This window comes from Sporosarcina aquimarina, from assembly GCF_033253705.1.
GTDB classification, from domain to species: Bacteria; Bacillota; Bacilli; order Bacillales_A; family Planococcaceae; genus Sporosarcina; species Sporosarcina aquimarina.
Genome location: NZ_JAUBDH010000007.1, coordinates 1 through 26029, shown reverse-complemented (window position 1 = coordinate 26029; position 26029 = coordinate 1). Strand labels below are relative to the sequence as shown.

At 42.2% G+C, this 26029-nt stretch carries 20 protein-coding genes; 5 read left to right on the top strand and 15 right to left on the bottom strand.

The annotated features are described in order from the left end of the window. The first annotated feature begins 143 nt into the window (after window positions 1-143). On the top strand, window positions 144-383 hold the full coding sequence (locus QT716_RS11690) for a hypothetical protein (protein WP_317936248.1): 240 nt from the start codon (window positions 144-146) through the stop codon (window positions 381-383). An 88-nt stretch (window positions 384-471) separates the two neighbouring features. On the opposite strand, the gene QT716_RS11685 is transcribed toward QT716_RS11690, so the two are convergent. From QT716_RS11685 to QT716_RS11620, 14 genes are all read right to left on the bottom strand, one after another. After that, window positions 472-1500, bottom strand: a complete 1029-nt coding sequence (locus tag QT716_RS11685) for a GDP-mannose 4,6-dehydratase (protein ID WP_317936247.1) — start codon at window positions 1498-1500, stop codon at window positions 472-474. Continuing rightward, the gene (locus QT716_RS11680) at window positions 1472-2851 is read right to left on the bottom strand and encodes a UDP-glucose dehydrogenase family protein (protein WP_317936246.1); all 1380 of its coding nucleotides are present in this window, start codon (window positions 2849-2851) and stop codon (window positions 1472-1474) included. The genes QT716_RS11685 and QT716_RS11680 overlap by 29 nt, the downstream gene beginning before the upstream one ends. A gap of 67 nt (window positions 2852-2918) precedes the next feature. Continuing rightward, window positions 2919-4439 (bottom strand): murein biosynthesis integral membrane protein MurJ, encoded by a 1521-nt coding sequence (gene murJ / locus QT716_RS11675; RefSeq protein WP_317936245.1) that lies wholly within the window; start codon window positions 4437-4439, stop codon window positions 2919-2921. Between the two features lie 70 nt (window positions 4440-4509). After that, window positions 4510-5658 (bottom strand): sugar-transfer associated ATP-grasp domain-containing protein, encoded by a 1149-nt coding sequence (locus QT716_RS11670; RefSeq protein ID WP_317936244.1) that lies wholly within the window; start codon window positions 5656-5658, stop codon window positions 4510-4512. 86 nt (window positions 5659-5744) lie between these two features. Further along, window positions 5745-6611, bottom strand: coding sequence for an ATP-grasp fold amidoligase family protein (locus QT716_RS11665; RefSeq protein ID WP_317936243.1), 867 nt, complete (start codon window positions 6609-6611; stop codon window positions 5745-5747). 47 nt (window positions 6612-6658) lie between these two features. Next, a complete protein-coding gene (locus tag QT716_RS11660) occupies window positions 6659-7786 on the bottom strand; it encodes a hypothetical protein (RefSeq protein WP_317936242.1) in 1128 nt (375 codons plus the stop codon). 113 nt (window positions 7787-7899) lie between these two features. Next, the gene (locus QT716_RS11655) at window positions 7900-9006 is read right to left on the bottom strand and encodes a glycosyltransferase (protein WP_317936241.1); all 1107 of its coding nucleotides are present in this window, start codon (window positions 9004-9006) and stop codon (window positions 7900-7902) included. Then, entirely contained in the window at window positions 9003-10259 is a 1257-nt protein-coding gene (locus tag QT716_RS11650; protein ID WP_317936240.1) for a glycosyltransferase family 4 protein, read from the bottom strand. The genes QT716_RS11655 and QT716_RS11650 overlap by 4 nt, the downstream gene beginning before the upstream one ends. After that, on the bottom strand, window positions 10168-11265 hold the full coding sequence (locus tag QT716_RS11645) for an ATP-grasp domain-containing protein (protein WP_317936239.1): 1098 nt from the start codon (window positions 11263-11265) through the stop codon (window positions 10168-10170). Before QT716_RS11645 ends, QT716_RS11650 begins: the two co-directional genes overlap by 92 nt. Before the next feature lie 101 nt (window positions 11266-11366). After that, a complete protein-coding gene (locus QT716_RS11640; RefSeq protein ID WP_317936238.1) occupies window positions 11367-11996 on the bottom strand; it encodes a sugar transferase in 630 nt (209 codons plus the stop codon). After that, window positions 11971-13113 (bottom strand): DegT/DnrJ/EryC1/StrS family aminotransferase, encoded by a 1143-nt coding sequence (locus tag QT716_RS11635; protein ID WP_317936237.1) that lies wholly within the window; start codon window positions 13111-13113, stop codon window positions 11971-11973. The genes QT716_RS11640 and QT716_RS11635 overlap by 26 nt, the downstream gene beginning before the upstream one ends. A gap of 543 nt (window positions 13114-13656) precedes the next feature. Next, entirely contained in the window at window positions 13657-15519 is a 1863-nt protein-coding gene (locus QT716_RS11630) for a polysaccharide biosynthesis protein (RefSeq protein WP_317936236.1), read from the bottom strand. Between the two features lie 682 nt (window positions 15520-16201). Then, window positions 16202-16885, bottom strand: a complete 684-nt coding sequence (locus QT716_RS11625; protein WP_317936235.1) for a YveK family protein — start codon at window positions 16883-16885, stop codon at window positions 16202-16204. 284 nt (window positions 16886-17169) lie between these two features. Next, entirely contained in the window at window positions 17170-20658 is a 3489-nt protein-coding gene (locus tag QT716_RS11620; protein WP_317936234.1) for a right-handed parallel beta-helix repeat-containing protein, read from the bottom strand. Between the two features lie 379 nt (window positions 20659-21037). Here QT716_RS11620 and QT716_RS11615 point away from each other — a divergent pair, with 379 nt between their 5' ends. The 4 genes from QT716_RS11615 to QT716_RS11600 all read left to right on the top strand — a co-directional run bounded on the left by QT716_RS11615 (window position 21038) and on the right by QT716_RS11600 (window position 24961). Then, window positions 21038-21586 (top strand): hypothetical protein, encoded by a 549-nt coding sequence (locus QT716_RS11615; RefSeq protein WP_317936233.1) that lies wholly within the window; start codon window positions 21038-21040, stop codon window positions 21584-21586. A 260-nt stretch (window positions 21587-21846) separates the two neighbouring features. Further along, complete coding sequence (locus QT716_RS11610) at window positions 21847-22653, top strand: serine hydrolase (protein ID WP_317936232.1); 807 nt, start codon at window positions 21847-21849, stop codon at window positions 22651-22653. 17 nt (window positions 22654-22670) lie between these two features. Beyond that, complete coding sequence (locus tag QT716_RS11605; RefSeq protein ID WP_317936231.1) at window positions 22671-22952, top strand: hypothetical protein; 282 nt, start codon at window positions 22671-22673, stop codon at window positions 22950-22952. 218 nt (window positions 22953-23170) lie between these two features. Then, a complete protein-coding gene (locus QT716_RS11600; protein WP_317936230.1) occupies window positions 23171-24961 on the top strand; it encodes a M3 family oligoendopeptidase in 1791 nt (596 codons plus the stop codon). Between the two features lie 255 nt (window positions 24962-25216). On the opposite strand, the gene QT716_RS11595 is transcribed toward QT716_RS11600, so the two are convergent. Beyond that, window positions 25217-25864: a hypothetical protein gene (locus QT716_RS11595; RefSeq protein WP_317936229.1), complete on the bottom strand. Its 648-nt coding sequence runs from the start codon at window positions 25862-25864 to the stop codon at window positions 25217-25219. Window positions 25865-26029: the final 165 nt, after the last annotated feature.

Below are 26029 nucleotides of genomic sequence, written 5' to 3'. Positions count from 1 at the left end.
GATTGGGTGATTTTTCAAGACATTAGTTAGGAACTACTGCGAACCTGGTTTGGGTTGTACCATATATGTTCAGTCGTACGCTGAATAGAGCGCTTGGCGATGAGAATTGATCGGTTAGCACTCGGAAACGGGCGGTTCGGCAAGTGAATCGAGCGGTTAGCCAGATGTATCGGGCGGGTTCCGGTCCGAATCGGGCGGCTCGCAACTGGAATCGGGCGGGTTCTAGCCGCAATCGGGCGCCTCGCAACGGAAAATGGGCGGGTCTCCTTCGGAATCGGGCGCCTTGCCATGCGAAACGGGCGGGTACCGAGCGTAAACGAGCGCTTCGATATGGAGAACGAGCGGTCGGCTCCCCTAATCGAGCGCTTCGGCAAGAGAAATGAGCGGTCGGCTCCCCTAATCGAGCGGTTCGGCAAGAGAATCGAGCGGTTAGCCAGATGTATCGGGCGCTTCGATCCTGGAAATCCACACTCAATTGCCATAATATCCTACATACCAATCCGCAAATTTCCGCAACCCGTCCTCAATGGAAGTCGCCGGCTTAAACCCTATGAGCTCTTGTAGTTTCAACGTCGATGCATACGTCTTCCGAACATCGCCAGGCTTGATTGGTTCAAAGTTTTTATTGAATAAAACCGGTTTCCCCGTTGCGTTGCTTAACGCCGTTTCCAACGTTTCAATGAAGTGCATCAACTTTTCAGGGTGATCATTTCCGATATTGTAAATCACATGGGGTGCGCCGTTAGCAGCCACCGGAGGACAAGCAATCAGTTTCTCGATTCCGCTCACGACATCGTCGACATACGTGAAATCCCGATAGAGATCCTCTTCCAGATTGCCGTCATTGTAGATGGCAATCGCTTCGCCCGCAAAGTATTGATTTGTAAATGAAAAGTACGCCATATCGGGTCTGCCCCACGGACCATACACTGTGAAGAACCGCAGCCCGGTAGAAGGAATATTGTACAGATGACTGTACGTGTAGGACATCAATTCATTGGACTTCTTCGTTGCCGCATATAAAGAAACGGGATGATCCGCGGTATCGCTTTCCTCAAACGGTACCTTCTGATTGGCACCATAGACGGAACTGGATGAAGCATACAAAAAATGTTTGACTGGATGATTTCTGCAGCATTCCAGCATATTGTAAAACCCGATCAGGTTGGATTGAATGTACGCATCAGGATTTTCGATAGAATAACGCACCCCGGCCTGCGCTGCTAGATGGATGACCACTGTCGGCTTTTCTTTCGCAAAAATGACTTCCATAAGCGAAGCATCCGAAATATCCACTTTGTAAAAAGTAAATAAGTCGTTCGCCTTCAACCTCTCCAAACGGCTGTGTTTCAACGTTCGATCATAATACGCATTCAAATTATCCACGCCGATCACGCTGCAGCCAAGGTCCATTAAGTGAGCGGACAAATGAGAGCCGATGAACCCTGCAGCGCCTGTAATGAGGATGACGTCATTTTTTGAGAGGGATTGAGATTCCATGTTGTTTCGCTCCTTTGCTCCCTTGGAACTTTGTTGAAAAGCGTCCGACGGAATGATACTCTACACCTGCTTTTTCCATTTCAAGTACACTGTATATATTGCGTCCATCGTAAACGAGCGGGGTGCGCATGAGTTCGGCGTACCGCTCGGGCGTCGTCAGTTTCACTTCATCCCATTCCGTAAAGATGAAACAGACATGTGCATCGAGTAACGCTTGTTCGACATTACTGGCATACGTGATTGCGCCGATTCCGAAACGGCCTTCCGGATACATTGTCGAAAACCGCACCGCACCAGACGGGTCAAACGCATAGATATCCGCACCTTGTTCGAGGAGTAAAGGAACGTTAACTAGAGACGCCGCTTCCCTTAAATCATCTGTTCCCGGCTTGAATGTTAACCCGAGTACCGCTACCTTCAGCCCGTTGAACGTAATTAGCCGCTTATTCGCTTCTTTAAAAAGTTTCGTTTTCTGCTGTTCGTTGACTTCAACTGCGGATTGCACCGTCCTCAGCTCGTAGCCATTCTCCCGCGCTAATGACATCAACGCTTTCGTGTCTTTCGGGAAACAAGAGCCGCCGTAACCAATTCCTGCATTCAAAAACTTATCGCCAATCCGTGCGTCATAACTCATCCCTTCCGCCACGTCTTGGATATCTGCGCCGACCAGCTCACATAGGTTTGCAATGTCATTGATATACGAAATCTTGAGGGCAAGAAAGTCGTTCGATGCGTACTTGATCATTTCAGCGGAGCGCCGGCTGACGTTGACGATCGGGCGATGGAAAGACGTATAAATATCCGTCAACAAGTTCCGTGCCCATTCACTTTCCGTCCCGATGATGAACCGATCTGCGTACATCGTGTCGTGAACTGCCGAGCCTTGCGCTAAGAATTCAGGGTTCGATGCGACTTCAAAATGGACGTCATTCACTAAAAAGTCTCGAATGAATTGCTCCACTTTATCATTCGTTCCGACTGGTACCGTCGATTTCACGATAACTAGGCAATCTTTTTCAATCGACTCCGCGATTTGCCGGGCAACAGACGCAATATGTGTCAAATCAGCTGATCCATCTGCACGTTCAGGAGTTCCGACGCCAATGAAAATCGCATCCGCATCTTGATAAGCCGCCTTAAAATCCGTCGAATACGACAACCTGCCCAGTTCAACATTGCGCTGCATGAGTGATTCGAGACCTTCTTCGTAAATCGGAGAAATTCCAGCCCGCATCATCTCCACTTTGTCTTCATCGACATCCACACATGTCACGTGGTGACCGACTTCTGCGAACGTCGCACCCGCCACTAATCCAACATACCCCGTCCCTGCAATTGCCAGCTTGTACATCTTCTCACCTTCCCTCTCCATTATTCCGAGATAATAAATACGAGAAATGAACCTGTTCGATAACGCATTAACGGAATTGCTGTCTCTTCCTGATTGTGTTCACGAACGCAACGATTTCTTCAATCTTCATGAAATAAATCATCACCAGGTAAATCACAACACCGGCAGCGATTGAAACCAATAGCGGTAAATAAGAACTTTCCAGTTGAACGAACAGCAAACTGTAAACGGACCTCGCTGCGATTCCCATGATAAGAGAGGCAACGATAATTTTAAACAGCGACGGATAATTGCTCTTCATCCCTAACGTACCAATCTTCTTTTTCAAACTTCTCGCAAGCAGCGCCGTACACGCAATGCTCGAAATACTAGTAGCCAATGCGATTCCGCTAATCCCCATATTTTTCGCTAAAATGATATTTAAGATAATATTCATCACAACGGTAATCATGGCATTGATCATCGGCGTTTTCGTGTCCTGAAGTGAATAGAACACCCGAAACAGGATTTCCTGATAACTGAAACTCAGCAGGCCAATCGAGTAAAATGTCAGTGCGGAGGCGGTCAGCAAAACGGCCTCATTGTCAAACTCCCCCCGTTCAAACAACACGCTCACAATCGGCTTGGTTAACACCAAAACCCCTACAATAGAAGGAACTACTAAAAAACTGACAGCGACCATCGACATGGAAACCGTCTTTTTCAGTCCAAACAGATCATTATCCGCCACCATTTTTGAAATCACTGGGAACAAAACCGTCGCAATCGAGAGAACAAAAATTCCGAGGATGAATTCATTGATTCGCTCTGAGTAAGCAAGCGCTGCAATCCCACCGGTTTTCACACCCGAAGCGAGTGTTCTGTCCACAATCGTATTTAACTGATTGACCGAAGCGCCAATCATGACTGGAAATGCGATGAGTCCCATTCGCTTGATGTGTTGATCTTTAAATGATATGTTGAATTTGTGGCGAAATCCTGCTTTTTTAATATAGAAATAGATAAGAACGAATTGAGAGGCAGTGCCCACTAACGTTCCAATCGCGAGCACGAGAAGGTTGGTGTGTGCACTTAAATACAGGGATAGAATGACTAGCAAGTTCATCGGAATGCCGATAAGGGCGGGAACGACAAAGTTGTTTTTCGTTTGTAAGTATCCCGAAAACATTCCGACATAGCCTGTAAAATACATCCCTAAAATACTGACTCTCGTAAACATGACCGCCTGGCGAAGCGTTTCTCCTTTAAACCCAAAGGCAACTGCATTGATGAGCGGTTCAGTGAACACTAATCCGAAAACGACCAGCACGGTAATAATGAGAAACAGAATGCTTAAAAGATTATTCGTAAATGCATTCGCTTCTTCCAACCCTTTCTCCGATTCGATTTTGATGAACATCGGAATGAATGCTGTGGAAATTCCTGCTGCTAATAGGCCGAATAGGACGATGGGGACTGTTCTTGAAATGAGGTACGCGTCGGCGATTCCTGAAATCCCATAAAAGTTCGCCAGCGTCATATCTCGTGCAAATCCAAGCAGCTTGGACAAAATTGTAAAGACCATTAAGAGGATCGCGGCTTTTTTCATAAGATAACCTCATTGTCAAAAAGAAATGGCCTGGCATATTAGTACAAGTTCATAAACAGGACAATTTTCATCAATAAATTTCAAAATAATCGATTGTATCCTTGCTCGGTTTTTTCAATACGTGATGCAAAACGGCATCTGTATGTTCACCAAATAGCGTACCCGTATTAAATTGATGAAAATTGATATCTTGGTACGCTAGATTGATTTCGATTAAGATCGGTTCTCCTTTGTCATTGAGCGCCATATCCCATGAAACTAGCGAAAAGTATTTCACCTGGTTATGAAGTTCCGCAGCCTTTTCTTTGATCAACTCCACATGATGGACTCTTCCTTTAACAAATTCGTAACCTGTATACGGATGGTGCGTGTACTTATTTCCGAACTTATCAATCGCATACTCATTGAAGTTTCCGTCTTCATCCAACCCGCACGATAACCCGCCGACCATTTGGTTATCGATACTTTCGCCATTATTACCGAATCGCACAACGGAGGACAATACATGAATATCGTGATTCAGACGCAGCGTTAGAATTCGCAATGTATTGAGTGATCTTGGGTAGACTTCCCCCAGCGACTTGTGTTGTTCCAACCACCCTTGTAGAACAAAGTCACTGCCGCCATAGCGCTTTTCAATATCCCGCAATGTGACGGGAGTACCATGTAACACGTATGAATCGTTTTGAACTTCCAAGATTTCAATGTCTTTCCCATCTCCCGTGTCAATGCTCGGTTTGACAATCACTTTCTCCGAAAAGTCCGCAAGCAGCGCTTCCGCATCTTCTGGTGTTAACTTTTCATAGTTCTTTCCGTAATAGATTCCGTGGATATTTCGAAGGATGATGTTCGGCTCTTCAACATTTTGAAAGAATTTTGTGTAGAAGTTTTTATCTGCGTACATCTTTTGAAAGTGTGTGTAATTCAATCGCGGTTCTATGAAAGAGTAAAAAAGGTCTTCTGGTATAAAGCGCTCGTCTTCGATTCCGGTCACACTGGTGTAGGCCTGATGCCAGTCTTTCTTAATCTTCCGATTGAATTTGCCTTCCCAATACGAATCGATTTTTATTTTGTATTCATCTGAAAGCGGCTTATCCAATTCCGGATTCAGTTTGAAGAGGCGAACGATTTTTTTTCGATTCCCGGAAACTAATCGATACTGATTCATCTGCCCCATTCCACGGTTCATCACTTCTTTGATTCCACTTTTTATCGTCACGATTGTTGACTCCTTTCACTTGCTTTGAGGATTATTAACGCCGTTTGAATAGTTACCCGCTGTCTATACCGGAGTGTGGTGATCTATCAGACTTTCAAATCCATCAAATTCCCTAACGTGACATCGTCTTCCCAATTATCAAAAGGAATGAAGCCAGAACCATCGTAAAACGTCATCTCACCGAAATAGAGCTGCCCGTTGGCATAATACCAATCCACACGGACGTGAATCATATCGCTCGCCAATTGTTCGGATAAGCGAACCATTTCATCAAAAAAGCCAGGCTTTTCGATATAGTTATTTGCCATTCTCATATCTAGATCTTTCACCCCTTGCGTCATGAATACAAGGTTCCAGTTCATGTCATACAGATCTTGATGATATTTTGGAGTCCCTCGGTCAAAGTGAACTTGTATGAAGTGGGCTTTGCCGTGAAAACAGACCACTTTGTAATCTCTTAAAATACGAGTATTGTGATCTTCAATATACTTTTCAGCTAGAACTCGAGGTCGCACACTTTTGTACGGCCATTCTCTCCCATACCAATAAGCATTTTGTTTCAGGCCTTTCTCTAATTTTTTAACTGTCTTTCTGAAATCTAGTTGTCGTTTATCCGTACAAACGATGACGCTTTTCGAATCGTGATTGCATTTCAACACAAACTTGTTCGGCAATTTTTCAAACTCGATATCATTTGCATCGTCCCAGACACCAATGAGCGGAACGACATACTGTTCTCCAAGAATTTCTGCGATATGCTTTCTTACTTCCACCTTGTCCACGAGCATCGGATAAAAGGATTGGCGGTCATTCATTTTCAGCCATTGCAGTTTTTCGTTGTACGTAATCGGGTCTTCAAGATTCAATCCATACTTCAGATTTTTATAAAAAAGTAATTTTAAATAGAGTTCGTCTGGCACTACACGTAAGAATCGAATTATTTTTGTTCTCATATCCTATCTATCTCCTTTACTAGAAAAGTTTTAAAGCCTATCATGTTTTAAAACTCGAAAAACTTTAAGCTAGTTAAGTTTCCTCTAGAACACGCGAGCAGCAGCAACAGACACGACAGGTAAAAAACGAATCTACGGAAATTCCCTCTCACGATATTTGTTTGGTTCTGTTTAGCGAACAGACTCAACATAAGCGGAATCGCCATGATAGATAGGAAAATCACAAAACGATGGAAGATATTGTATTCAATTGAGAAAATAATAAGTAAGATACTCAGATACTTGGAAAACCCTATCAAATTCCTCTGACTTTCAAATCCCCCTTGTAGCCTGTTCGATTTTGAAACAAGTCGGAGAATATACATAACAAATAGCAAACTTATGATTCCGATCACGTACTCCCAAAAGTATGAAAACTTATCCTCTAACAAATAAAACACAGCCTTGTCATAACTTTCGAGCAGATAGAGCCGGCCGAAAACAAGTATCCCCGCGACAGTTATCAAGATGAACAGTATCTTGGTTAAGCGCTCGTAATTGGTTTTACTCTTTTCGAAAACATAATAACTAAAACGAATACCCGTTAACACAAGTCCAGCCGGATGGATGAGAGAGGCTGCAATGTACCAAAAGGCATGCCTATAAACCGATTTGCCTTCCACCATCTCTTTGTAAATAACCACCGCAATAAATGAAAAACTCAACATTGTTCTTATTCCTGAGATCACTTCAATGAGAACTCCTAATGACATGAAGAAGAATAATACAAGTGATGCATCTGAAGTTCGAACGTTAAAATGAAACACACTTCTTTTAAAAACGTAAAAAATATTGCTATAAAATATGAATGATGTAATAGCAGGTAAAAGACCATCAATATTAGTTTTTCCAATTAAATGCATATAAAGTAAGTTAAGCGGGGCATAAGATTGCATCATTTCTCCCCATAATTTACTGAAGCTCATGCCTCCCCAAATATGCATAATCGGTACTAATCGATACAGATCCGCACCCTCCGGAGGGACGTAAAAGAATGACATAATAGATAGAACTAAGGTATAAAAAAATAAAACAACACTTAAATAATTTCTTTTCAAGTGGGTAATCAGATAACAAATGATGCACAGAACCAGTACATATAGTGTTAAGGCGAACAGTCTTTCCGTTACATTCATAAGTCACCCTCTCCAATGCTGATAGATAAGATGAACGTAGTGGCTATTGCATATAGGTCGTAGTTGGACATACTGGTTTACTTTCATTCAAAGAGAAGTTGTCTCTCCCCCATTCAATCCCAAAAAACCGCTTTTGCAGTCAAATTTTCAAATGATTCGGCGCTCTTTTCAGCTAAGGAATTCCAGTTATACGCATCGGATAGAGTTCGTGCATTTTCACTCATACGTGGCAGATGTTTTTTTTGTTCCATTAGTCGTTTTAATGCGTTCGCAATACTTTCTACTGAACTCTGGGCAGTCAGACCCGCATTCGTACGTTCCACTTCTTCCTCCATATTGGCACCTGGAGTGATCACACAAGGCACCCCGTACGAAAATGCTTCAATCAGTCCCATCGGGTGTCCTTCAAACCGGGAAGTTAACAAGAAAAAGTCACTGTTCAACAGTACATCCTCTTTCTCTTTGCCAAAAATCCCTTCATGAAGTTGAATACAATCTTCCAATCCGTGTTTTACAATCAATTCTTGAATCACGTTCTTTGACCCGTTGTCGTCAGGTCCGTAAATATCAATGGAACAGTTGTGTTCCATCATTTCTTTTTTCACCGCTGCACACGCTTCAATGAGCAAGTCCAATCCTTTTTGATAAATATCCAGCCTGCCGATGAAAACTCCTTTCAGGCTGCCATTCGCAGCATCCCAATCTTTTGTAACCGCCTTTTGGTGGATTCCATTCGGAATAACGATTGCTTTGATATTCCATGAATCTCCAGACGCGCGATACTCTTCTTCTGTTAAATATTGAATCGCGAGTGCATCGCGGGCAAAACTGTTAAAGAACAGCTGATTTGCAAGTCTTTTCTTCATCGGTTTCTTTTGCTGGCCTTCTTTTGTCAATGAACTCCTAGGAATGATGAGGTAAGGAATGTTTCTTTTTTTTAGATCTTGTGCGATTTTTAAATAGCACTGAAAGTAGAACCCTTGAAAAATGACCAATTCCGGTCGTTGAAACGATTCCGGAAAATCCAGTACACTCTTAGCGGTATAATCTTCACTTGTATGACAGATATAGTTCCGTTCAGCTTTCAAAGGAAATCTTGAACTGAAGTTATACCAGAACACGTCATCCAGTTTACTTTGACTTTCAATTTGTGCGGGGACGCTATACGTGGGGCCATGTGACGGGTTGCCGGATAATGATGAGATATACACGATTTTCATGGATTATCACCCTGTTCCAACAAGGTTTGTTGATTTTCTGGTTGCCTGCAGTGGAGATTGATGATATCTACTAGTTCTTCGTAAATGATTCTCCTATCAAACCGTTCTTCTGCTAATCTGCGGCTGTTTTTCCCCATACTTCTTCTAAGTAATTCATTGGTACTCAGTTGAATCAATTTCACGGCTAAATCTTGTGGATCGTTGTTGTTGCAGTTGAATCCCATGTCATATTTCTCAACGAGGTAGCGGTATTCCATGGATTCTTGTGTATTCAAAACAGGAAGGCCCGCCGCCGCGTAGTCACTATGCTTATTGATAATACTTTGCGCTGCCCCCCGGGTAATCGGATTCACTGCGATATCACACTCATTTAAGATTCCGACCATTTGACCGTAGTCCAACCTCCCCCTGAAGTCTGTCTCTACCCCTTTCTCCTCGGCATACGTTTCGAACGTTTCCTTCAAAGGACCGTCCCCCATCACGATGAAACGGATACCGGAAATCCCGCGATCTTTCAGCAGTTTCAATGCGTCAATCACTACTTTGATATCGTAGCTATGTCCAAGAGTTCCGATATACGCTACCCAAAGTTCTTCATCAGGTTTGCTCAGCACTTTAAATTCCTGGGCGAGCTTGTCAAAATGTTCGAGATCTGTTCCGAGAAACACAATATGTGCTGTGTCACATTTTTCATTCACTCTTAGCGCCCTGCTGGAATACGTATCAGACACGCCAATAATGGCATCTGCTGCGGCATAGATGAAATCCGCTTTCTTTTTCATCGGATAATAAATAGCTTTACTCAAAAGTCCCTTATCGAAAATCATTTCAAACGCTTCCGGCCACAAATCCTGGACATCGATGATGAACTTCACATGATTCGCACGTGCGTATTCGGCTGCAACTTTTGCTGCGTCTAAAGATGGAACCGAGCAATAAATGACGTCAGGACGTTTTCTATGCTGTAAATAATTCTTTAAATTTCTTCCGAAAATATAATGGCTGTAAAATCGATTCAATGAAACATTCTTTTCATAAGGTGGTTCTGAAATCATCGTAAAGGTATACGGTATCGCGATAAGTTCCTCTTTGGTCAGCTGTCTCGATTTCTTTGTGCGATGTGAAAAATCAGTCGTGACAAGCTCAACTTTTGTATTTGCATCACTTAACTTCTCCGCTAGGTAGTGGAACCGACCGTTTCCTTTTTCGTTTGGCGCCTGTGTAAAGTGAGCAATAATAAGGATATCTCGCATGATCCGTTCCTCCCTTTTTAACTGTCACGACACTCAAGTTCGTTACCATCACTTCATTGAACTTCATCATATACATACCTGCATCGTAATCGCCGATCACAGGATAATTCACATTTCCTTCCATGTTGTTAACGATCATTTCCGGGATATTCACTCCACATTCGTACGCATGTGGATGACCTCCTCCAAACCTTGGATTCACTTCTGAAATGTAATACTTGCCTTTCACTTTGAAGATATCCAAGTCAATGACACCACGCATGCCGCTCACTTCCGCAAACTCCGTCATCAAGTCAAACAGCCGCTTGTCTTTCATGGAAACTGATTTATCCGTTTCTCCCGCACGCATTTTAATCTTTTCTTTCACAAATATGGACACCACTTCACCCGAAATCATATCGATATACACGTCGGCACCATATTCCGTACCATCCATGAACTCTTGAATCATCAAATCATCGAACTTGCTGAACAATAATTCGATACCGTCCCGGGAAGTGACCTTATTGATATTCATGCTGGCACTGCCTTGAATCGGTTTCACGAACACGGGATACTCGATATCCCCCGCTTCTATTCCTTTATAAAACAGCTCTTTGTCCACATATGTTTTAATTGTGTTGAATCCGTTTTGACTTAGAAACTTCACCATTTTGTATTTGTCAAAACACATTTCAACCACGTCCCAGTCTGGAATGATTGGCATTACGCCGATATCTAAAAAGTCCTGTTTGTGTTTGGCTAATAGACTGAGTTCCGGATCGATTAAGGAAAGAACTGCATTCACGTTGAATTCCTTACAGACTGCAAAAATTTCATCGATATACCCTTCGCTGCTCATTCTCGGGACAATAACCGCTTCGTCCGCTTCATATAATGCAGGAGCAAGCCGATCACAATCTGTCGCAATCACTTTGCCTCTTCCGTTCAATTCTTTTTTGAAATACTGCACAATCTTATTCCTCGTTCCACAGCTTAATATGAGTAAATTGACATCGTTTTTCATTCTCCAATCCCTCCAATTCATCGTTTTATCCCATAAATTACGAACACAAACAAAATGAGAGTCTCCGGGCAATCTCTAGTAAACTTAGAAGTATTGAACAATTATTCTATCTCAATCTTCACACCCTTTTTATCACTTGGTGTGTAAATATTTTCCGGTTTAATCACTCGTTGTAAGGTAACGAACAAAATTTTAATATCCAGCCAGATCGTAAATCTTTCAATATATTTTACATCCATCAAAATACGTTCCTGCCAAGTGACTGAATTTCTTACGATCACTTGCGTCAACCCTGTAATTCCAGGTTTCATCAGAAAGCGCTGTCGTTGATAATCACTGTAATCTTTGTATTCATATGGATGCCTTAACACTGGCGGCCTCGGCCCAATCAGGCTCATTTCACCCATCAATACATTGAATAACTGTGGCAATTCATCCAAGCTCGTTGCCCGAAGAACCTTTCCCACTTTCGTTATGCGAGGATCATCGATGGAGTCCACAAACGAGTAAACTCCTTCCACTTCCTGCTGGACAACCATCGTTCTAAACTTGATAATTTTAAAACTTTTCCCGTTTCTTCCTAACCGATCTTGTCTGAAGAATACGGGTCCGCGACTTGTGAACTTGATAGATAGTGCAATCCCAATCAGCAAGGGTGACAGCACTAGCAATCCGACTAGACTTCCTATAAAATCCATTAAGAATTTAAGAAATAAGCTTGAGTTTCTCATTTTTGCTGATCACCGTCCTTCTGATAATGGCTGCGACTCGTTCTACATCCGCTTCGGTCATTTTCGTATCACTTGGCAAGCACACCCCGTCTTCAAACAACTGATCCGAAGTGCCATTTCCAAAGTAATCGTATCGTTCAAAGAACGGCTGTAAATGCATCGGTTTCCATATGAAGCGGGACTCAATGTTCTCTGCCTCCAGTGCCTCGATAATATCGATGGGACGAACTTTTCCTGAACAGGTAATGCAGCTTAACCAATAGTTTGGCGCATTCCAGTCATTGTCTGGCATGAAACCGATGTCTTCTAGTTCACCCAGCTCTCTTTTATACCATTCATAGATCGCCCGCTTTTTCGCAACGCGTTCATCCAGCACTTTCAACTGACCTCTTCCGATTCCTGCGGTAATGTTGCTCATTCGGTAGTTGAATCCTAATTCACTATGTTGATAAAAGAGTGCGGGATCTTTAGATTGTGTTGACCAAAACTTCGCCTTTTCAATCCGTTCTTCGTCGTTCGATATAAGGACGCCTCCGCCAGAAGTGGTGATGATCTTGTTTCCATTGAACGAATAGATTCCATACTTTCCGTGAGTCCCTGAAGGTTGTCCTTTATAAGTGGTTCCTAAAGATTCCGCCGCATCTTCTATGACAACAGCCCCGTATTTTGTACAAACGCGTGTGATTTCATCGATATCTGCAGAGAGTCCATATAAGTGGACGACAATGACTGCTTTCACATTCGGATATCTCAAAAACGCTTCTTCTAAAAGTTTCGGACACATATTCCATGTAGCTGCATCACTGTCGATAAATACTGGAGTCGCTCGTTGATACAAAATCGGATTGGCAGTCGCAGCGAACGTAAGTGACTGACAAAAGACGATGTCCCCTTCACCGACTCCAGCTGCTAAAAGCGCTAAATGGATTGCCGCAGTTCCTGACGACACAACAGCAGCTGATTTCACATTGACGGAATGAGCCAGCTCTTTTTCAAATTCGTTTACATTCTCGCCCGCCGTCGTAATCCAATTCTTATTAAATGCATCTTGGATATAATGCAATTCGTAGTTTTCATCACTCATATGGGGTGAAGAAAGATAGATTCGTTTTTCCATTCCGGACACATCCTTTCGTCGTCTGAATGCATCATTGCAACAAGGCTCATTGAAAGAAATAGGATTCAATTATCCACATGTACGAATGAATGCAAATCAGCAAAAGCGATTTTGTCCATTTTCTTATGCTTTACGAATGACAACTTGGATGTAGGTTTGCGGAATATGGATTTCCACAATCATGAGGTGAAGGAATTATTGTCGGTTAAGATACGTTAGCAGTTAGGAAAATGGAATCATCATTTTTCACTTGGCTAGGCGTCAGACAATAGTTACATTGCAATTCTTGTAGGATATATACTTATTGGGTGCAGGTAGTTATCGTAATTGAAAAGTAGAAATGCAGAAAGTTGTCAGCGACACGTTCACAGTACAGAGACGGCTAGCGGCAAAGACAAAGTATCGGAAGGTATAGATCATAAGGGGCCGAAAAGGTTTCGGCTTAAAGGAGTGGGCAGCTGAATCGGTTAACTGGATCGTTAAACAGCTAGATAAGAGCATTTTGCAAAGAAGAATAGACTTGAATAGTACGCGGGTTTCAGGTTAAATCATCTCCATCCGCGGAGCTGCTAATGGAGTTTCTGTTTCAAATTCGGATGTTACTTCGACAGATTTACGATTGGCAAGTCCAATCAAAATTTCCATCATTTCTTCTACAGGAACGACGAGCAGCTTGTCCAATACATATTGCTGTTCGAGCGCTGTGATCGGCGTCGCTTTCCCTACGTAAATCTTAGGAAATACATAGTCACTTTGTCTCTCACTCGGATTCAACAATTCTTCATATAGCTTTTCACCAGGCCGTATGCCTGAGAATCGGATGTCTATCTCACCATCTTGATAGCCTGAAAGACGAATGAGCGTTTTTGCCAAATCGACAATTTTAACGGGTTCCCCCATGTCGAGTACGAATACTTCGCCTCCATTCGCGAGCGTCCCTGCTTGGATCACCAATCGGGAGGCTTCAGAAATCGTCATGAAATATCGGGTCATTTCCGGATCCGTCACAGTCACTGGTCCACCTTGCATGATTTGCCGTTTAAACAACGGAATGACACTTCCCCGGGATCCAAGGACATTACCGAATCGGACGACTGCAAATTTAGTTTCACTATGCTTCGCCAAGTTTTGGATAATCATTTCAGCAAATCGCTTCGTTGCGCCCATAATGTTGGATGGGTTGACCGCCTTGTCTGTTGAGACGAGTACGAAATTCGGAACACCGCACGTATCGGCAGCTTCCGCCACATTTTTCGTTCCAAAAATATTGTTTTTCACTGCTTCACGAGGATTATCTTCCATTAGCGGAACATGTTTATGTGCCGCTGCATGGTAGATTACGTCGGGTTCGTATTTCTTCATAAGACTGAACATAAGATTCCGATCTTGGACATCTGCAATGACAGGGACAATGACAATCGATTGCGAAATCGTTTCGCGTAATTCTTGGTCGATTAAGTAAATCGAGTTTTCCCCGTGTCCGACAAGTACTATTTTGCTTGGGTTAAAATGACACACTTGACGGCAAATCTCAGATCCAATTGAGCCGCCAGCTCCTGTGATCATTATTGTTTTACCTGTCAGGTTGCTTTGAATCGCTTCAATATCAAGTTTCACTTCACTGCGTCCGAGCAAATCTTCAATTTTGACGTCTTTCATGTCGGTTACCGAAAGCTTTCCAGTGAGCAGTTCTTCAATACACGGAAGCGTTTTAGTCTTCACGCCCGTCTTTACGCATCGTTTGATAAGTGTCGCTCGATCTAACTTCGACAAAGTAGGAATGGCAACGACAATTTTATCGACTGCATGTTCTTTTACAAAGTCTTCAATCTGATCGGTTGCACCAAAAATCTTAATTCCTAAAATCTCCAATCCGCGTTTCTTATGATCATCATCCAGAAATGCGATTGGCCTCATACCATAGACCGGATTGTTCAACAGCTGTCGCGTAATAATAGTTCCAGCTTGTCCAGCTCCTATTATCACTACTTTTTCCATCGGGACAGCCTCGCTCTTTTTCCGACTGCCTATCAGAACGCGATACGACAATCTCGAACCGCCAATGAGCAGCAACAGAACCATCCAAGTGAGAAGCAACGCGCGCATGTTGACGTCACTCATTAGTAAAAGTTGAACGGAGGCAACGAGCAGTAACGAAACTGTCACTGTTTTAAATATCGCTACTAGTTCTCCAATGGAAGCATAGGACCATACTTTTCGATACAATCCATAATGCCAGGCAACTAAGAAGTATCCAATCGTAATGGTTAACGAGCTGGTGATGACGATCTCTCGTGTAAATACGGAGAAATTTGGATTCAAAATGTAGTACCCAAAGAAAATTGACGAAAGCACAATCACCGTGTCTAGGAGAAACAACGTAGTTAGTCTTCTTCTCAACGACATTAGGACTCACACTCCTGACTAATTTCCTACCACCGTATATTATTTCCTAAATCGTATCACAAGATTAGTAACAAAGCCATATGTATTCGGAATAATTAAACTATTAAAGACTTGTTTGCCCATAATAACTACCATATACCAATAAATACCATTCCTGAATTCTTCAAATTTCATCCGTTTTCCTCTTGTTTCGCTATCTTAGTAAAACTAAGCATTCCGAATATAATCTTTTAGTAACTTGAACTTTATCTTGGTTTCAAGATAGTTTAGCATTCTTTATATGCTCTAGATTTCTAATGAAAAGTCGGTTCATTGTTATTTAAAAAGAACTTCAACTTCCAGTTGCTCTTATTTTCCTAATCAAAATCTAAAATCAATGAATTGTTCATTATAGGAGATATATAGGTAATTGTAATTATCTAGCTTTCGGACTTTTAAGCGATTGTTCATCGTAAAAGTGGTTGCATTGCCTATTGGAAGCTCAAAATAAGGAATTAAAAGTGTTAATAACTCTATCAAAGATTAGTTCAAATCAAAAAGACTAAGTAGGCTTTGGCCTTCTTAGTCTTTATACAAACCTATAAATAAAAATCAAAAATTACTCTTTCAGTAAATCACTATTCAGATATGAATGAAGAGGACGTCAATAGCACGAGGCGCGAAGAAGAAATGAATTCATCAGCTATTTCGTTTTAAATGAACCAATGACTCCTAAAACTGGCAGGTCCAGAAGCTTTTCAATATCATCCTCAGTCTTTATGGTCGTATCCAAGTAGTTCCGTAAAAATGTTATCCCCACTCCAGTAGTCAAACCAATAACAGCTCCAATAGCCATCATGATTTTCATTTTAGGCTTAACCGGCTTCATAGAATCTATTAACTCAGCACGAGACAGAATATATACATTATCCACCTTCATCACTCTTTGAATCTCTTCTTGAAACACGTCACTGATTGTATTTGCGATTTCGACCGCAGTTTCAGGTGATGTATTTTCAACTTTAATCGTAATTACTTGGGAGTTCTCAGAACTTTCTACTGTCACTTTATCAGTTAACTGAGAGGCTCTTTGGTTCAATTTAAGTTCATCGATGACAATCGACAAAATTGCAGGACTTTTAATGATTTCACTGTACGTATTAATAAGTTGGAGGTCTGATTCAATAGTTGGAGAACTGGAAGATTGTTGCTGAACCTTTTCTTGGTTCACTAAAATTTGTGTAGAAGACTGATAGATAGGAGTCAGAAAAAAGTAGCTAACTAAATACGCCGCCGACATGAAAATGAAAGTTATAGCTAAAATAAGAAGAAGTTTTTTTCTCAGAACATTGAACAATCCTTTAAGATCCAATGTTTCTTCATTCACGTTGTCCGTCCCCCTTTAATAGTTCAAATATTCTAAAAATCATACCATGAAAATTATATACTGGATAGTTTAATTTGAATTTCTGTTAAAACAACTCATTATGTATTAGATTTTTTATTACTTTTTAGATAAGAATTAATTATAAATATATACATTCTACGACGTTATAATCATATAACACTCGGATTTACTCTTTACTATTTAAAACAAAAAAACCTCCTTAACGCCAAAAAACGTTGGAGGTTAACAAATATTAATATGTGATAAAAGTTTTTTAGCAGGCTTCAGCTTTCCAATAGAACCAAATCGCCTATCGTGATTTCCTTCTCTACCTCGCTGCTTGAGACCGCCAATCGATAATCGACTTTGCGCGTCATTTCTTTCGCCATCTTTTTGGCAAGACCCGCATTTCCAAAGTGTTCATCACGTCTTTCATAGATATCTTGGTAATGGCGAACCATTACGTCCCTCGCATCGGCCGTTATACCATACCCCCGGATATAAAGCTCCGTGATCTCCATCAGTTCTTCAGGCGTATAATCTTCGAAATGCAAAGTTAGACCAAAACGGCGTCGCAATCCTGCGTTGCTGTCGAGAAAACTGGTCATTTCTTTTTCATAGCCTGCAGCAATGAGCACGAATTCCCCCTGTCGATCGGACATCTGTTTCAGCAGCACTTCCACTGCTTTTTTCCCGTAGTCATTTGCTCCGCCGCCAACGAGTGTATACGCTTCGTCGATGAACAGCGCACTGCCCATCGCCCGTTCAATCTGTTCAGCTGTCTGCTTCTCGGTTTCCCCGATGTGCGTACCAACTAAATCGCTCCGGTCCACTTCAATCAGTTCGCCGCGCTCAAGCAATCCAAGCGCTTGATAAATCCCAGCCAGCACGCGTGCGATTTCGGTTTTTCCTGTCCCGGGTTTACCTATCAGCAGCGTATGGTTCATCAGCTTTTCAGCAGAGTGATTTTCCCGTTTGTAATACCGCATCAATGCAATCATTTCATCAATTTCAGCTTTCACAGTATCGAGCCCAATGAACTGATGAAGTTCTGCACGTTTCTTTTCAAGCAATACTTCATCAATCGGCACGTCATAACTTTTCACGTCTCGATCTTTCACGACTTGAAGAACGTCTTTTTCTTCAAATGTTGTCAACAATTCTTCCGTCCATTTGTCCCGAGGGTACTTCGCAATTCTCTGTGACTGCGCGAGTCCGATCTGATCGTAAAGTGTACGCACCATCCGGGCATTACTAAATGTCTGATCACGCTTGCGATAGCGTTCAACAAACTCATTCTGTACAGCTTGTTTCGCAGCTTCTGTGATCGAATAGCTTCCCTCACACTTGGATAAAAAGATCTGCATCAATTCATCGGGTGTATAGTCCTGGAAGTGTACTTTTTCCGTAAAGCGATCTTTCAATCCAGGATTCGAGTTCAAGAAACGGTCCATATCATCGGTATATCCCGCTGCAATCACAACAAATTCACCCCGATGGTTTTCCATCGCAGGAAGCAGCGTATCAATGACCTTTTTGCCATAATCGTTGCTTGAGCTCTTTCCAGAAGTAAGCGTGTACGCTTCGTCGATGAAAAGTATTCCGCCCATCGCTTCTTTGATCTTCGCTTTCGTTAATTCCTCGGAACTCCCGACGTGAGTTCCGACAAGATCTTCCCGCTTCACTTCAACTAGGTGACCTTTCTTCAACAGACCAAGCCATTTGAAAAATCCGCCCATAAGTCGCGCAATCGTTGTTTTACCGGTACCAGGATTCCCTTGGAAAATCATATGGGGAGCCGCGAGCTGAATGGTTTTCAATCCGCGCTCTGCTTTGAATTGATTGATTTCCATCAGATTCTTCATTTCATGCAGCTTGGCTTTCACATCTTCCAGTCCAATGTATTCATCCAGTTCGGCCATTAACAAATCCATCAGCTCTGCATTGCTGTACGGGGCGTCTGGATTTCTTTGCATTACGCTGGCTTTCTTCATCGACTTTTCATCTGGACCGCCAGCTACCGGCGGAATCGACAGTTTTGTATTCTTCAATTCCGGTTTACTCTCATCCAGCCGTTTCAAATCTCCGCCACTGTTTTTGCTGAACTGACAGTCTTCAAGGACAGGAGTCGATTTTTCCAGCAGCAACCCCGCCTTCGATCCATTCATCACTTGCATTGACTTAAAGAACGCATCTGAACACTCATGCAATACGATTTGGTCTGCTCGGTGTCCATGCACATTCGTATCTTTTACTTCTGTACATACTACCTGACTTAACGACAGTCCAGAAGCGCTGCCATCATAGAGTTCACACTCCGTCAACGAAACGGACGCAGACTTCGCAGCGCTTACTTGCGCTTTTTTATGATGAAATAAAACCGTTCGTTCCAAAGAAAGGCTTGTCCCAGGACCCGCAAGTATCCCATTCTTTTCACCAGCTGAAATCCTGCAGTCTGTAATCTCCGCTTTCGCATCGGAACTAAGTAAAATGTTCGAACCTTTGTGGCCGGAAAGGATACAATTTTCTATGTTCAGTGTCGCTTCTTTCGCTGACACGCCCGCACTTTTGCCACTTTTCACTTCAGTTGCAGAAACAATCAGTTCGGATTGGTCAGCAGCATAAATCTGGATGTCGTCATGATGACTGACCAGCGTATCAGATACTTTCACTAGACTTCCAACTGCGTAAATCCCAAAACTTTTTCCATTCTCCAGTTCACAACCAAGAACGGTTACAATGCTTTGGTCAGCTGCGGATAACTGAGACAACTGATTGTATTTCATTGAGGATTCAATGATTGTACACTTGGAATTCTCACATACAATCCCTTTCTGTTCACCTGAAAGAAACTGAGTTTGTTTAATGGAAACATCACTTTGGTCGATACAAGCAAGCTGACCCCCTTTTTGCCCTTTGAACAGCGAGTCTGTGATTTCAACAATCGAGCCGCTGCTAATCATTCCTTCAGCTTCACCGTTTTCGAATGCACTGGATTCTATTTCGATTTGCGATCCATTTATGAGATGGACATGAGCCGAATTCTGCATAGAAAAGTTACAGTTTTTCATGACTATTTTAGACTGATTACAAGAAATTCCATTCGTTTTCCCAAAATAGAAATTTGTCTCTTCCAAATCCAGAAAACTGTCTTCAATCATTAGAATTTGTGCACCGCTATTTCCAATAAGAGAACTCTTCGTAATCGTACATCGACTGCCAGCAGTCAGTCGGATCCCTTCTTCCTGACCGCTCAAAATTCCGGAGTCAGTTACCGCGAGTTCCCCGCCATCCCGTACCGCAATCTGAGCATTTTCCGTTGTCTCTTCAACGAGGCAATCGAACAAAGCCAGACGGCCACATACTTCAATCCCTTGTATATTCTTTTTAAATACCGTATGCTCCGCAGATACTTTTGCCCCTGCATCTACTCGCATCGCAATCCCTTGAATGCTGGAGAAAAGACAGTGCTGCAGCGTTACCTGCCCCGACTCTATATGAAGTCCGCAGTCAAGTTGCGAAGTGCCATAACCGATAGTAATCGATTCAATGCGTACTTTATCATTCGCAGCAATATGAATACCGTTTGTTAGACAGACGGAATGTCTATCTCCCGCTGCACTTTTAAGAAGTAGTGGCTTATCAATCTTGACACGTTCATGGTATATACCATCCGCAATTTCCACCGTATCGCCCGGCATGGCTGCTTGAATTGCAGATTCTATCGTTTGATACTTAGCATCTTCACTTTGAGAAACATTAATAATCGCCACGTGTCTTCCCTCCTTTCTTTGTTTGAGTAAGTTACTTTTCGTACTATGTATTTTCTGTACCAAACCTTTTATTGTGATATTCATAGTTATATAGCAGACATAAAAAAAGACACTGTAAAAGACACAGTCACCAGAAGTGCAACTTAGCTTTTTCAGCTGTTAAATCTACCTTCATTTTACCATACTATTTAGCAGGGACGCAGGAAGTTAACTCGCTAATTCAGGTGGGATTTAATTCGAAATCAGTGCAGTTTATTTAAAATTTTATATATTTCCGCCACCATTTTTTCAAAAGAATCTCACTTCAAGTCACAGACACAATTCCCCCGGTACTGTATAATTTATTGAAAACTAATTTGACCCATGAGGTGGCTGACGTATGGATGATCAAATGAACGCAGATATGATGATTGAACAACAACTGAAACAAGCACTTTCGGGAATTGCAATCGGGTTTTCACTGTCGAGAGATTATGGCGATGGCCCTTTTTATCGCTATTTCAACAATGAAAAAAAGAGGAATCGAGCCCAATCGTTGCTCGTCTTCACCGCTTTGCTCGGCAGTTGGCATGCAGGACACGATGTATTCTATTCCAAAGAATATTTAAACAATTGTACATACATCCCTCCAGAGCCTGGTCACCGATTGGATGACTACTTACATGCGTTCTTAGACCATTCAGAAACCATCCAAAAGGAGTTCCCACATATGCACTCGGACATCACGTTCTACCTATTCACTATGGATCAGGAGACTGCATTCGAAACCTCGTTCCCAAAAATGAGCCCCCTCCTATTTGAGCGGATGCGCCAGGATCTTTTCATAGAACCTGAGTTTGATCCAAACAACCAAACTAAGAACATTTATTTTGATGACTTGCTGATTGAAGCTGGAGATGAAGACTTTTTTGAGCGAGGAATCTATTGAAGTTATTAAATCTTCTATTGGTTAAATCTGAAACAGCATCTGTCTAGTTGAGCTGTAAACAACAATCGCTTCCGTTCCATAAAATGAGGTGGAAACTGGATTACGTTCATTGTCGTTTCATATAACAAGTTTCCAAAATAAGTAAAGCTTTTTCATCTGACAAATGCTACGATAAAGCTTAAGATGAAGTGCAATTCAGAAAACTCCATTTTAAACGATTTCAATTTACAGTTCCACATTCCACTAGGCAGGTGACCTTTATGAATTATAACCAGTTAACCGAAGAACTTAATAGAATCGCTGACGAATCTGCAGGGGACGTTTCCATCTATGCAACGACTCATGAAGGTGAGATTGCGATTCGAGAGAATGAAGTAAAACATTCCGCCAGCATCTTGAAAGTACCAGCGGCCATGGCTTGCCTAGCAGCCGTGGATCGCGGAGAAATCGATTTGGATATGCTGTTAAAAATCGATGAGCCTGTCGGGGGATCCGGAGTTCTTGCATATATGAGCGGCATGGAACAAATGACGCTACGAAATGCATTGACGCTATCCATCATCGTCTCCGATAATACAGCAGCGAACCTCGTGATTGAACATGTCGGCTTCGAACGGATTCAAGCCTTTTTCAACCAAGTCGGCGCGACACATTCCCAGCTTACGCGGAAATTCATGGATTACGACGCGCTTGCCCGCGGGCTGGAAAACGTCGCAACTGCAAAAGACATGGTCCGCTTTCTCGCTTGTCTAGATCCTTCTAGTGAAATCCTGTCACTGACGAGCAAACAGCAATTGAAAACAATCATGCGCGACCAGCAGCTAATCGACAAGCTCCCTGCTTTTCAACCGATTTTTGATGAAACACTGATCATCGGAAACAAAACAGGCACGCTTCCCGGTGTGGAGCACGACATCGCTTACTTTGAAACCGGTGAAAAATACGTCAACATTGCTGTCCTCACAACAGACTGGGAATATAATCACGAAGGTCAGCAAACGATTGCTCAGATTGGAAAAGCAGTGATTCAGTATGTTCAAGGAAACTTAAATAGCATCCACTCATAAAATAACAATACGAGTGATTGGAGGGAATCCAAATCATCTTTCAAGTATACCGAGCTATACACATTTTCGTAACCGGCTTCATCGTCATCCTGTTTTCTGGTTTTCTCGCTGTAGGAGGACTTGGTGAAAACTTTACCGACAGTACGTTTACTGATCCACTTTGGCTGCTCCCTATCCCTATCTGGTTAATTGGTGCCGTCCTTTCCTTTGTAAAAAGGACCGTAAAAATCGGGCTAGTCATCAGCGCTTTACCGTTTTTGTTTTTTGTTGTTTCGATTGTTCAGGCGTTTTTCTCGTAAGTCACGAAGTCATTCTCTGTTCCTTACAAACTCAATTGAGAATAAAAGCCGATCTTCCCGTGTACTACACTACTCGGAAGATCGGCTTTCTTTATTCATTCATTTCAGCATCTTTTGTTCACCTTCAACTATTCCAAATTAATTCCAAGCTAGCACTTTCGCTTTTTATCAGATCTTTCTTTATAATTGGAATATACTTTCAAAAGGGAGAGATTTGAATGACGCACACAAAAGAATACGTTCCGTCTTGGGATTTAGAGTCGATTTTCGCAGGAGGCAGTCAATCGGAAAGCTTACAACAGAAGTTCTCTGAACTGACGAAAGAAATCGCACGGATGGATGAACAAATAGAACACTTTGTGCCTAAAAATGCTTCTGCAGCTGAATTAGCTGCAATTACGGATCAGTTGTCGCCTATGCAAAAACAGTTGCGCGATGTTTTCGCATTTATCAGCTGCCTTAGTGCACAAGATGTCCATGACGCAGATGCCACAGTCTGGGTCGCAAAACGCGGTGAGTTAAGTGCCAAAATGGGAGCAATCGGGACGAAGCTGGACCAGAAGCTGAAAGAAATTGACGACGAAGCATGGGATCAGCTGATGGAGTCACCTGAACTGAAGGAAATCGCCTTCCCGCTCAGTGAAGCGAGATATCGCGCGAAAGAATTGCTGCCACTGGATCAAGAGATTCTCATCAACGACCTGGCGGCGGATGGCTATCACGCATGGAACCAGATGTACGAAACGGTCGTGGGCAATATGACTGTTACGGAAGAAGAAAACGGAGAAACGAAGCACTATTCAATGGGACAAGCTTCTAACAAGATGTCGAACTCTGATCGTAATGTCCGTAAAGAAATGTTCGATAAAACCCAGGAAGAGTGGAAGAAAAACGCTGCCTTATTCGGACAGACACTGAACCACTTGGCTGGATTCCGCCTGCAAATGTACCGCCACCGCGGATGGGATGATGTTCTGCAGGAACCGCTTGAAAACAACCGGATGAAAAAAGAAACGCTCGATGCCATGTGGACAGCGATCGAGCAAAACAAAGCACCCTTTGTAGAATTCCTGAACAGAAAAGCAAAATTACTCGATATAGATAAGTTAAGTATCTATGACATCGGCGCGCCTCTAGGAAAGAGCGTAACAAATGTGACATACACCGAGGCCGCCAACCGCATCATCGAGCAGTTCCAGAACTTCAGTCCCAAAATGTCCAACTTTGCGAAAACAGCATTCGAAAACCGCTGGATTGAAGCAGAAGACCGTGCCGGAAAACGTCCTGGTGGTTTCTGTACAAGCTTCCCAAACACAAAACAGACGCGCATCTTCATGACATTCTCGGGGTCAGCTTCCAATATCGCAACGCTCGCCCATGAACTCGGTCACGGTTTCCACCAGCATGTCATGAATGATTTGCATATCAAAAACCAAGGGTACGCCATGAACGTTGCTGAAACGGCATCGACATTTGCAGAAATGATCCTTGCAGATGCAGCCGTGAAAGAAGCCGCGTCAAAAGAAGAAAAGGTAGCGTTGCTAGAAGACAAAGTACGCCGCGGCGTCACGTTCTTCATGAACATCCATGCCCGTTTCCTTTTCGAAACAAAGTTTTACGAAGAACGAAAAAACGGTATGGTCCCTGTGGAAAAGCTCAATCAGTTGATGATCGCCGCACAAAAAGAAGCGTACTGTGACGCGCTGGACGAATACGATCCAATGTTTTGGGCGTCGAAACTGCACTTCCACAAAACGGGAACACCGTTCTACAACTTCCCGTACACGTTCGGGTACTTGTTCAGCCTTGGCATTTACGCACACGCACGTGAACAAGGAAGCGGTTTCGAAGACGAGTATATCGCACTTCTGCAAGACACCGGCCGCATGACTGTAGAAGACCTGGCTCAGAAACACTTAGGTGTTGAACTGACAAAGCCGGATTTCTGGGAAAAAGCGATCCAGCTTTGTGTGGACGATGTGAATGAATTTATGGAACTTACGGAGTAACTAAACAAAGGCATCAAAAATCCTAAGTGCTGCACAACTTGGAATATGCCATATATTTTATAACCACACTGTTAAATCAAAAAGTCTGCCAACAGGTTGGACAGTTGGCAGACTTTACTTTGTGACGTTAATAAAGTTATCAGAACGATATTTGAATTCTGTATAGTTACTTTTTGCATACGATAAATAATATGTATTCTAACGTTTGGTATAACTAGAAAATTACTTTAGGTATGGTTTTTTATAGCATTTATTTTATTTCTCATTATCTAAGTCATCTGGGATAAAGCCTTCTCGTATGTATAATTCTTCAGTTATGTTTATTGCTTTTCTAGACTTGTATAGTAGAGTTAAACGTGTTTGACTTTTTTCGTACTTCTGATCGATTCTAGGAAAAAAAGATATTGGGATGTAGTTAGCAGACAGTTTATCTTTCTTTAAAAATAGATTTAAATAATATTCTTGGGAGTCATTAATTATTTTAAACCGGATCAAATATTCGGCATCAATTTTACTATATGCCCTATTCTTTATAAAGTTAAATGTAACTTCTTCCTTGTTCAAACCAAAGTTAATAATGGGCATTAAAAACGGAAGAAATTCAATACGTTTCTCTACCGAATGCTCCAACTCTTCATGAGTATAATGGCTACTCTTTTCGAGTTGCGAAATAGTGATTCCTCCATTTTCTATCCCATTAATAATCTGATCCTTATTATGGTTTTTATAAATTGAACCTTTAATGTCTTTCAACTTATCTAAACCAACAACATGTGGAAAGTGTTCGCTCTTAGCTACTATATTAATAATGTGTTGATTGCGTTTTTTATCCCCAAAAATAAAGGTGAACTCATACTTCATGAATTCTGTATAGAAGTGTGAAGCGTTTGCAAGTATGTCCATCTTGTCACCTCAATAAAATTAATGGATTTAAACAAAAGAGGCTGGGACAAAACTAGCTCATATGAAGTAAAAAAGCGAATCCTCACTTGAAATTCAGTGAGGATTCGCTTTTTCTTGTCATGAATTCCTATTTTCAGTCTGGTTAACTGTTCATAGCCGTGTATT

What these genes read in the sequence shown, in the direction of transcription:
- QT716_RS11660 (WP_317936242.1), bottom strand. Translation starts at nt 7,786, where the DNA reads ATGAATGTAACGGAAAGACTGTTCGCCTTAACACTATATGTACTGGTT.
- QT716_RS11635 (WP_317936237.1), bottom strand. Translation starts at nt 13,113, where the DNA reads ATGGAAAAACGAATCTATCTTTCTTCACCCCATATGAGTGATGAAAAC.
- QT716_RS11650 (WP_317936240.1), bottom strand. Translation starts at nt 10,259, where the DNA reads ATGCGAGATATCCTTATTATTGCTCACTTTACACAGGCGCCAAACGAA.
- QT716_RS11685 (WP_317936247.1), bottom strand. Translation starts at nt 1,500, where the DNA reads ATGGAATCTCAATCCCTCTCAAAAAATGACGTCATCCTCATTACAGGC.
- QT716_RS11665 (WP_317936243.1), bottom strand. Translation starts at nt 6,611, where the DNA reads ATGAGAACAAAAATAATTCGATTCTTACGTGTAGTGCCAGACGAACTC.
- QT716_RS11645 (WP_317936239.1), bottom strand. Translation starts at nt 11,265, where the DNA reads ATGAAAAACGATGTCAATTTACTCATATTAAGCTGTGGAACGAGGAAT.
- QT716_RS11610 (WP_317936232.1), top strand. Translation starts at nt 21,847, where the DNA reads ATGAATTATAACCAGTTAACCGAAGAACTTAATAGAATCGCTGACGAA.
- QT716_RS11615 (WP_317936233.1), top strand. Translation starts at nt 21,038, where the DNA reads ATGGATGATCAAATGAACGCAGATATGATGATTGAACAACAACTGAAA.
- QT716_RS11630 (WP_317936236.1), bottom strand. Translation starts at nt 15,519, where the DNA reads ATGTCGTTGAGAAGAAGACTAACTACGTTGTTTCTCCTAGACACGGTG.
- murJ (WP_317936245.1), bottom strand. Translation starts at nt 4,439, where the DNA reads ATGAAAAAAGCCGCGATCCTCTTAATGGTCTTTACAATTTTGTCCAAG.
- QT716_RS11640 (WP_317936238.1), bottom strand. Translation starts at nt 11,996, where the DNA reads ATGAGAAACTCAAGCTTATTTCTTAAATTCTTAATGGATTTTATAGGA.
- QT716_RS11680 (WP_317936246.1), bottom strand. Translation starts at nt 2,851, where the DNA reads ATGTACAAGCTGGCAATTGCAGGGACGGGGTATGTTGGATTAGTGGCG.
- QT716_RS11655 (WP_317936241.1), bottom strand. Translation starts at nt 9,006, where the DNA reads ATGAAAATCGTGTATATCTCATCATTATCCGGCAACCCGTCACATGGC.
- QT716_RS11595 (WP_317936229.1), bottom strand. Translation starts at nt 25,864, where the DNA reads ATGGACATACTTGCAAACGCTTCACACTTCTATACAGAATTCATGAAG.
- QT716_RS11600 (WP_317936230.1), top strand. Translation starts at nt 23,171, where the DNA reads ATGACGCACACAAAAGAATACGTTCCGTCTTGGGATTTAGAGTCGATT.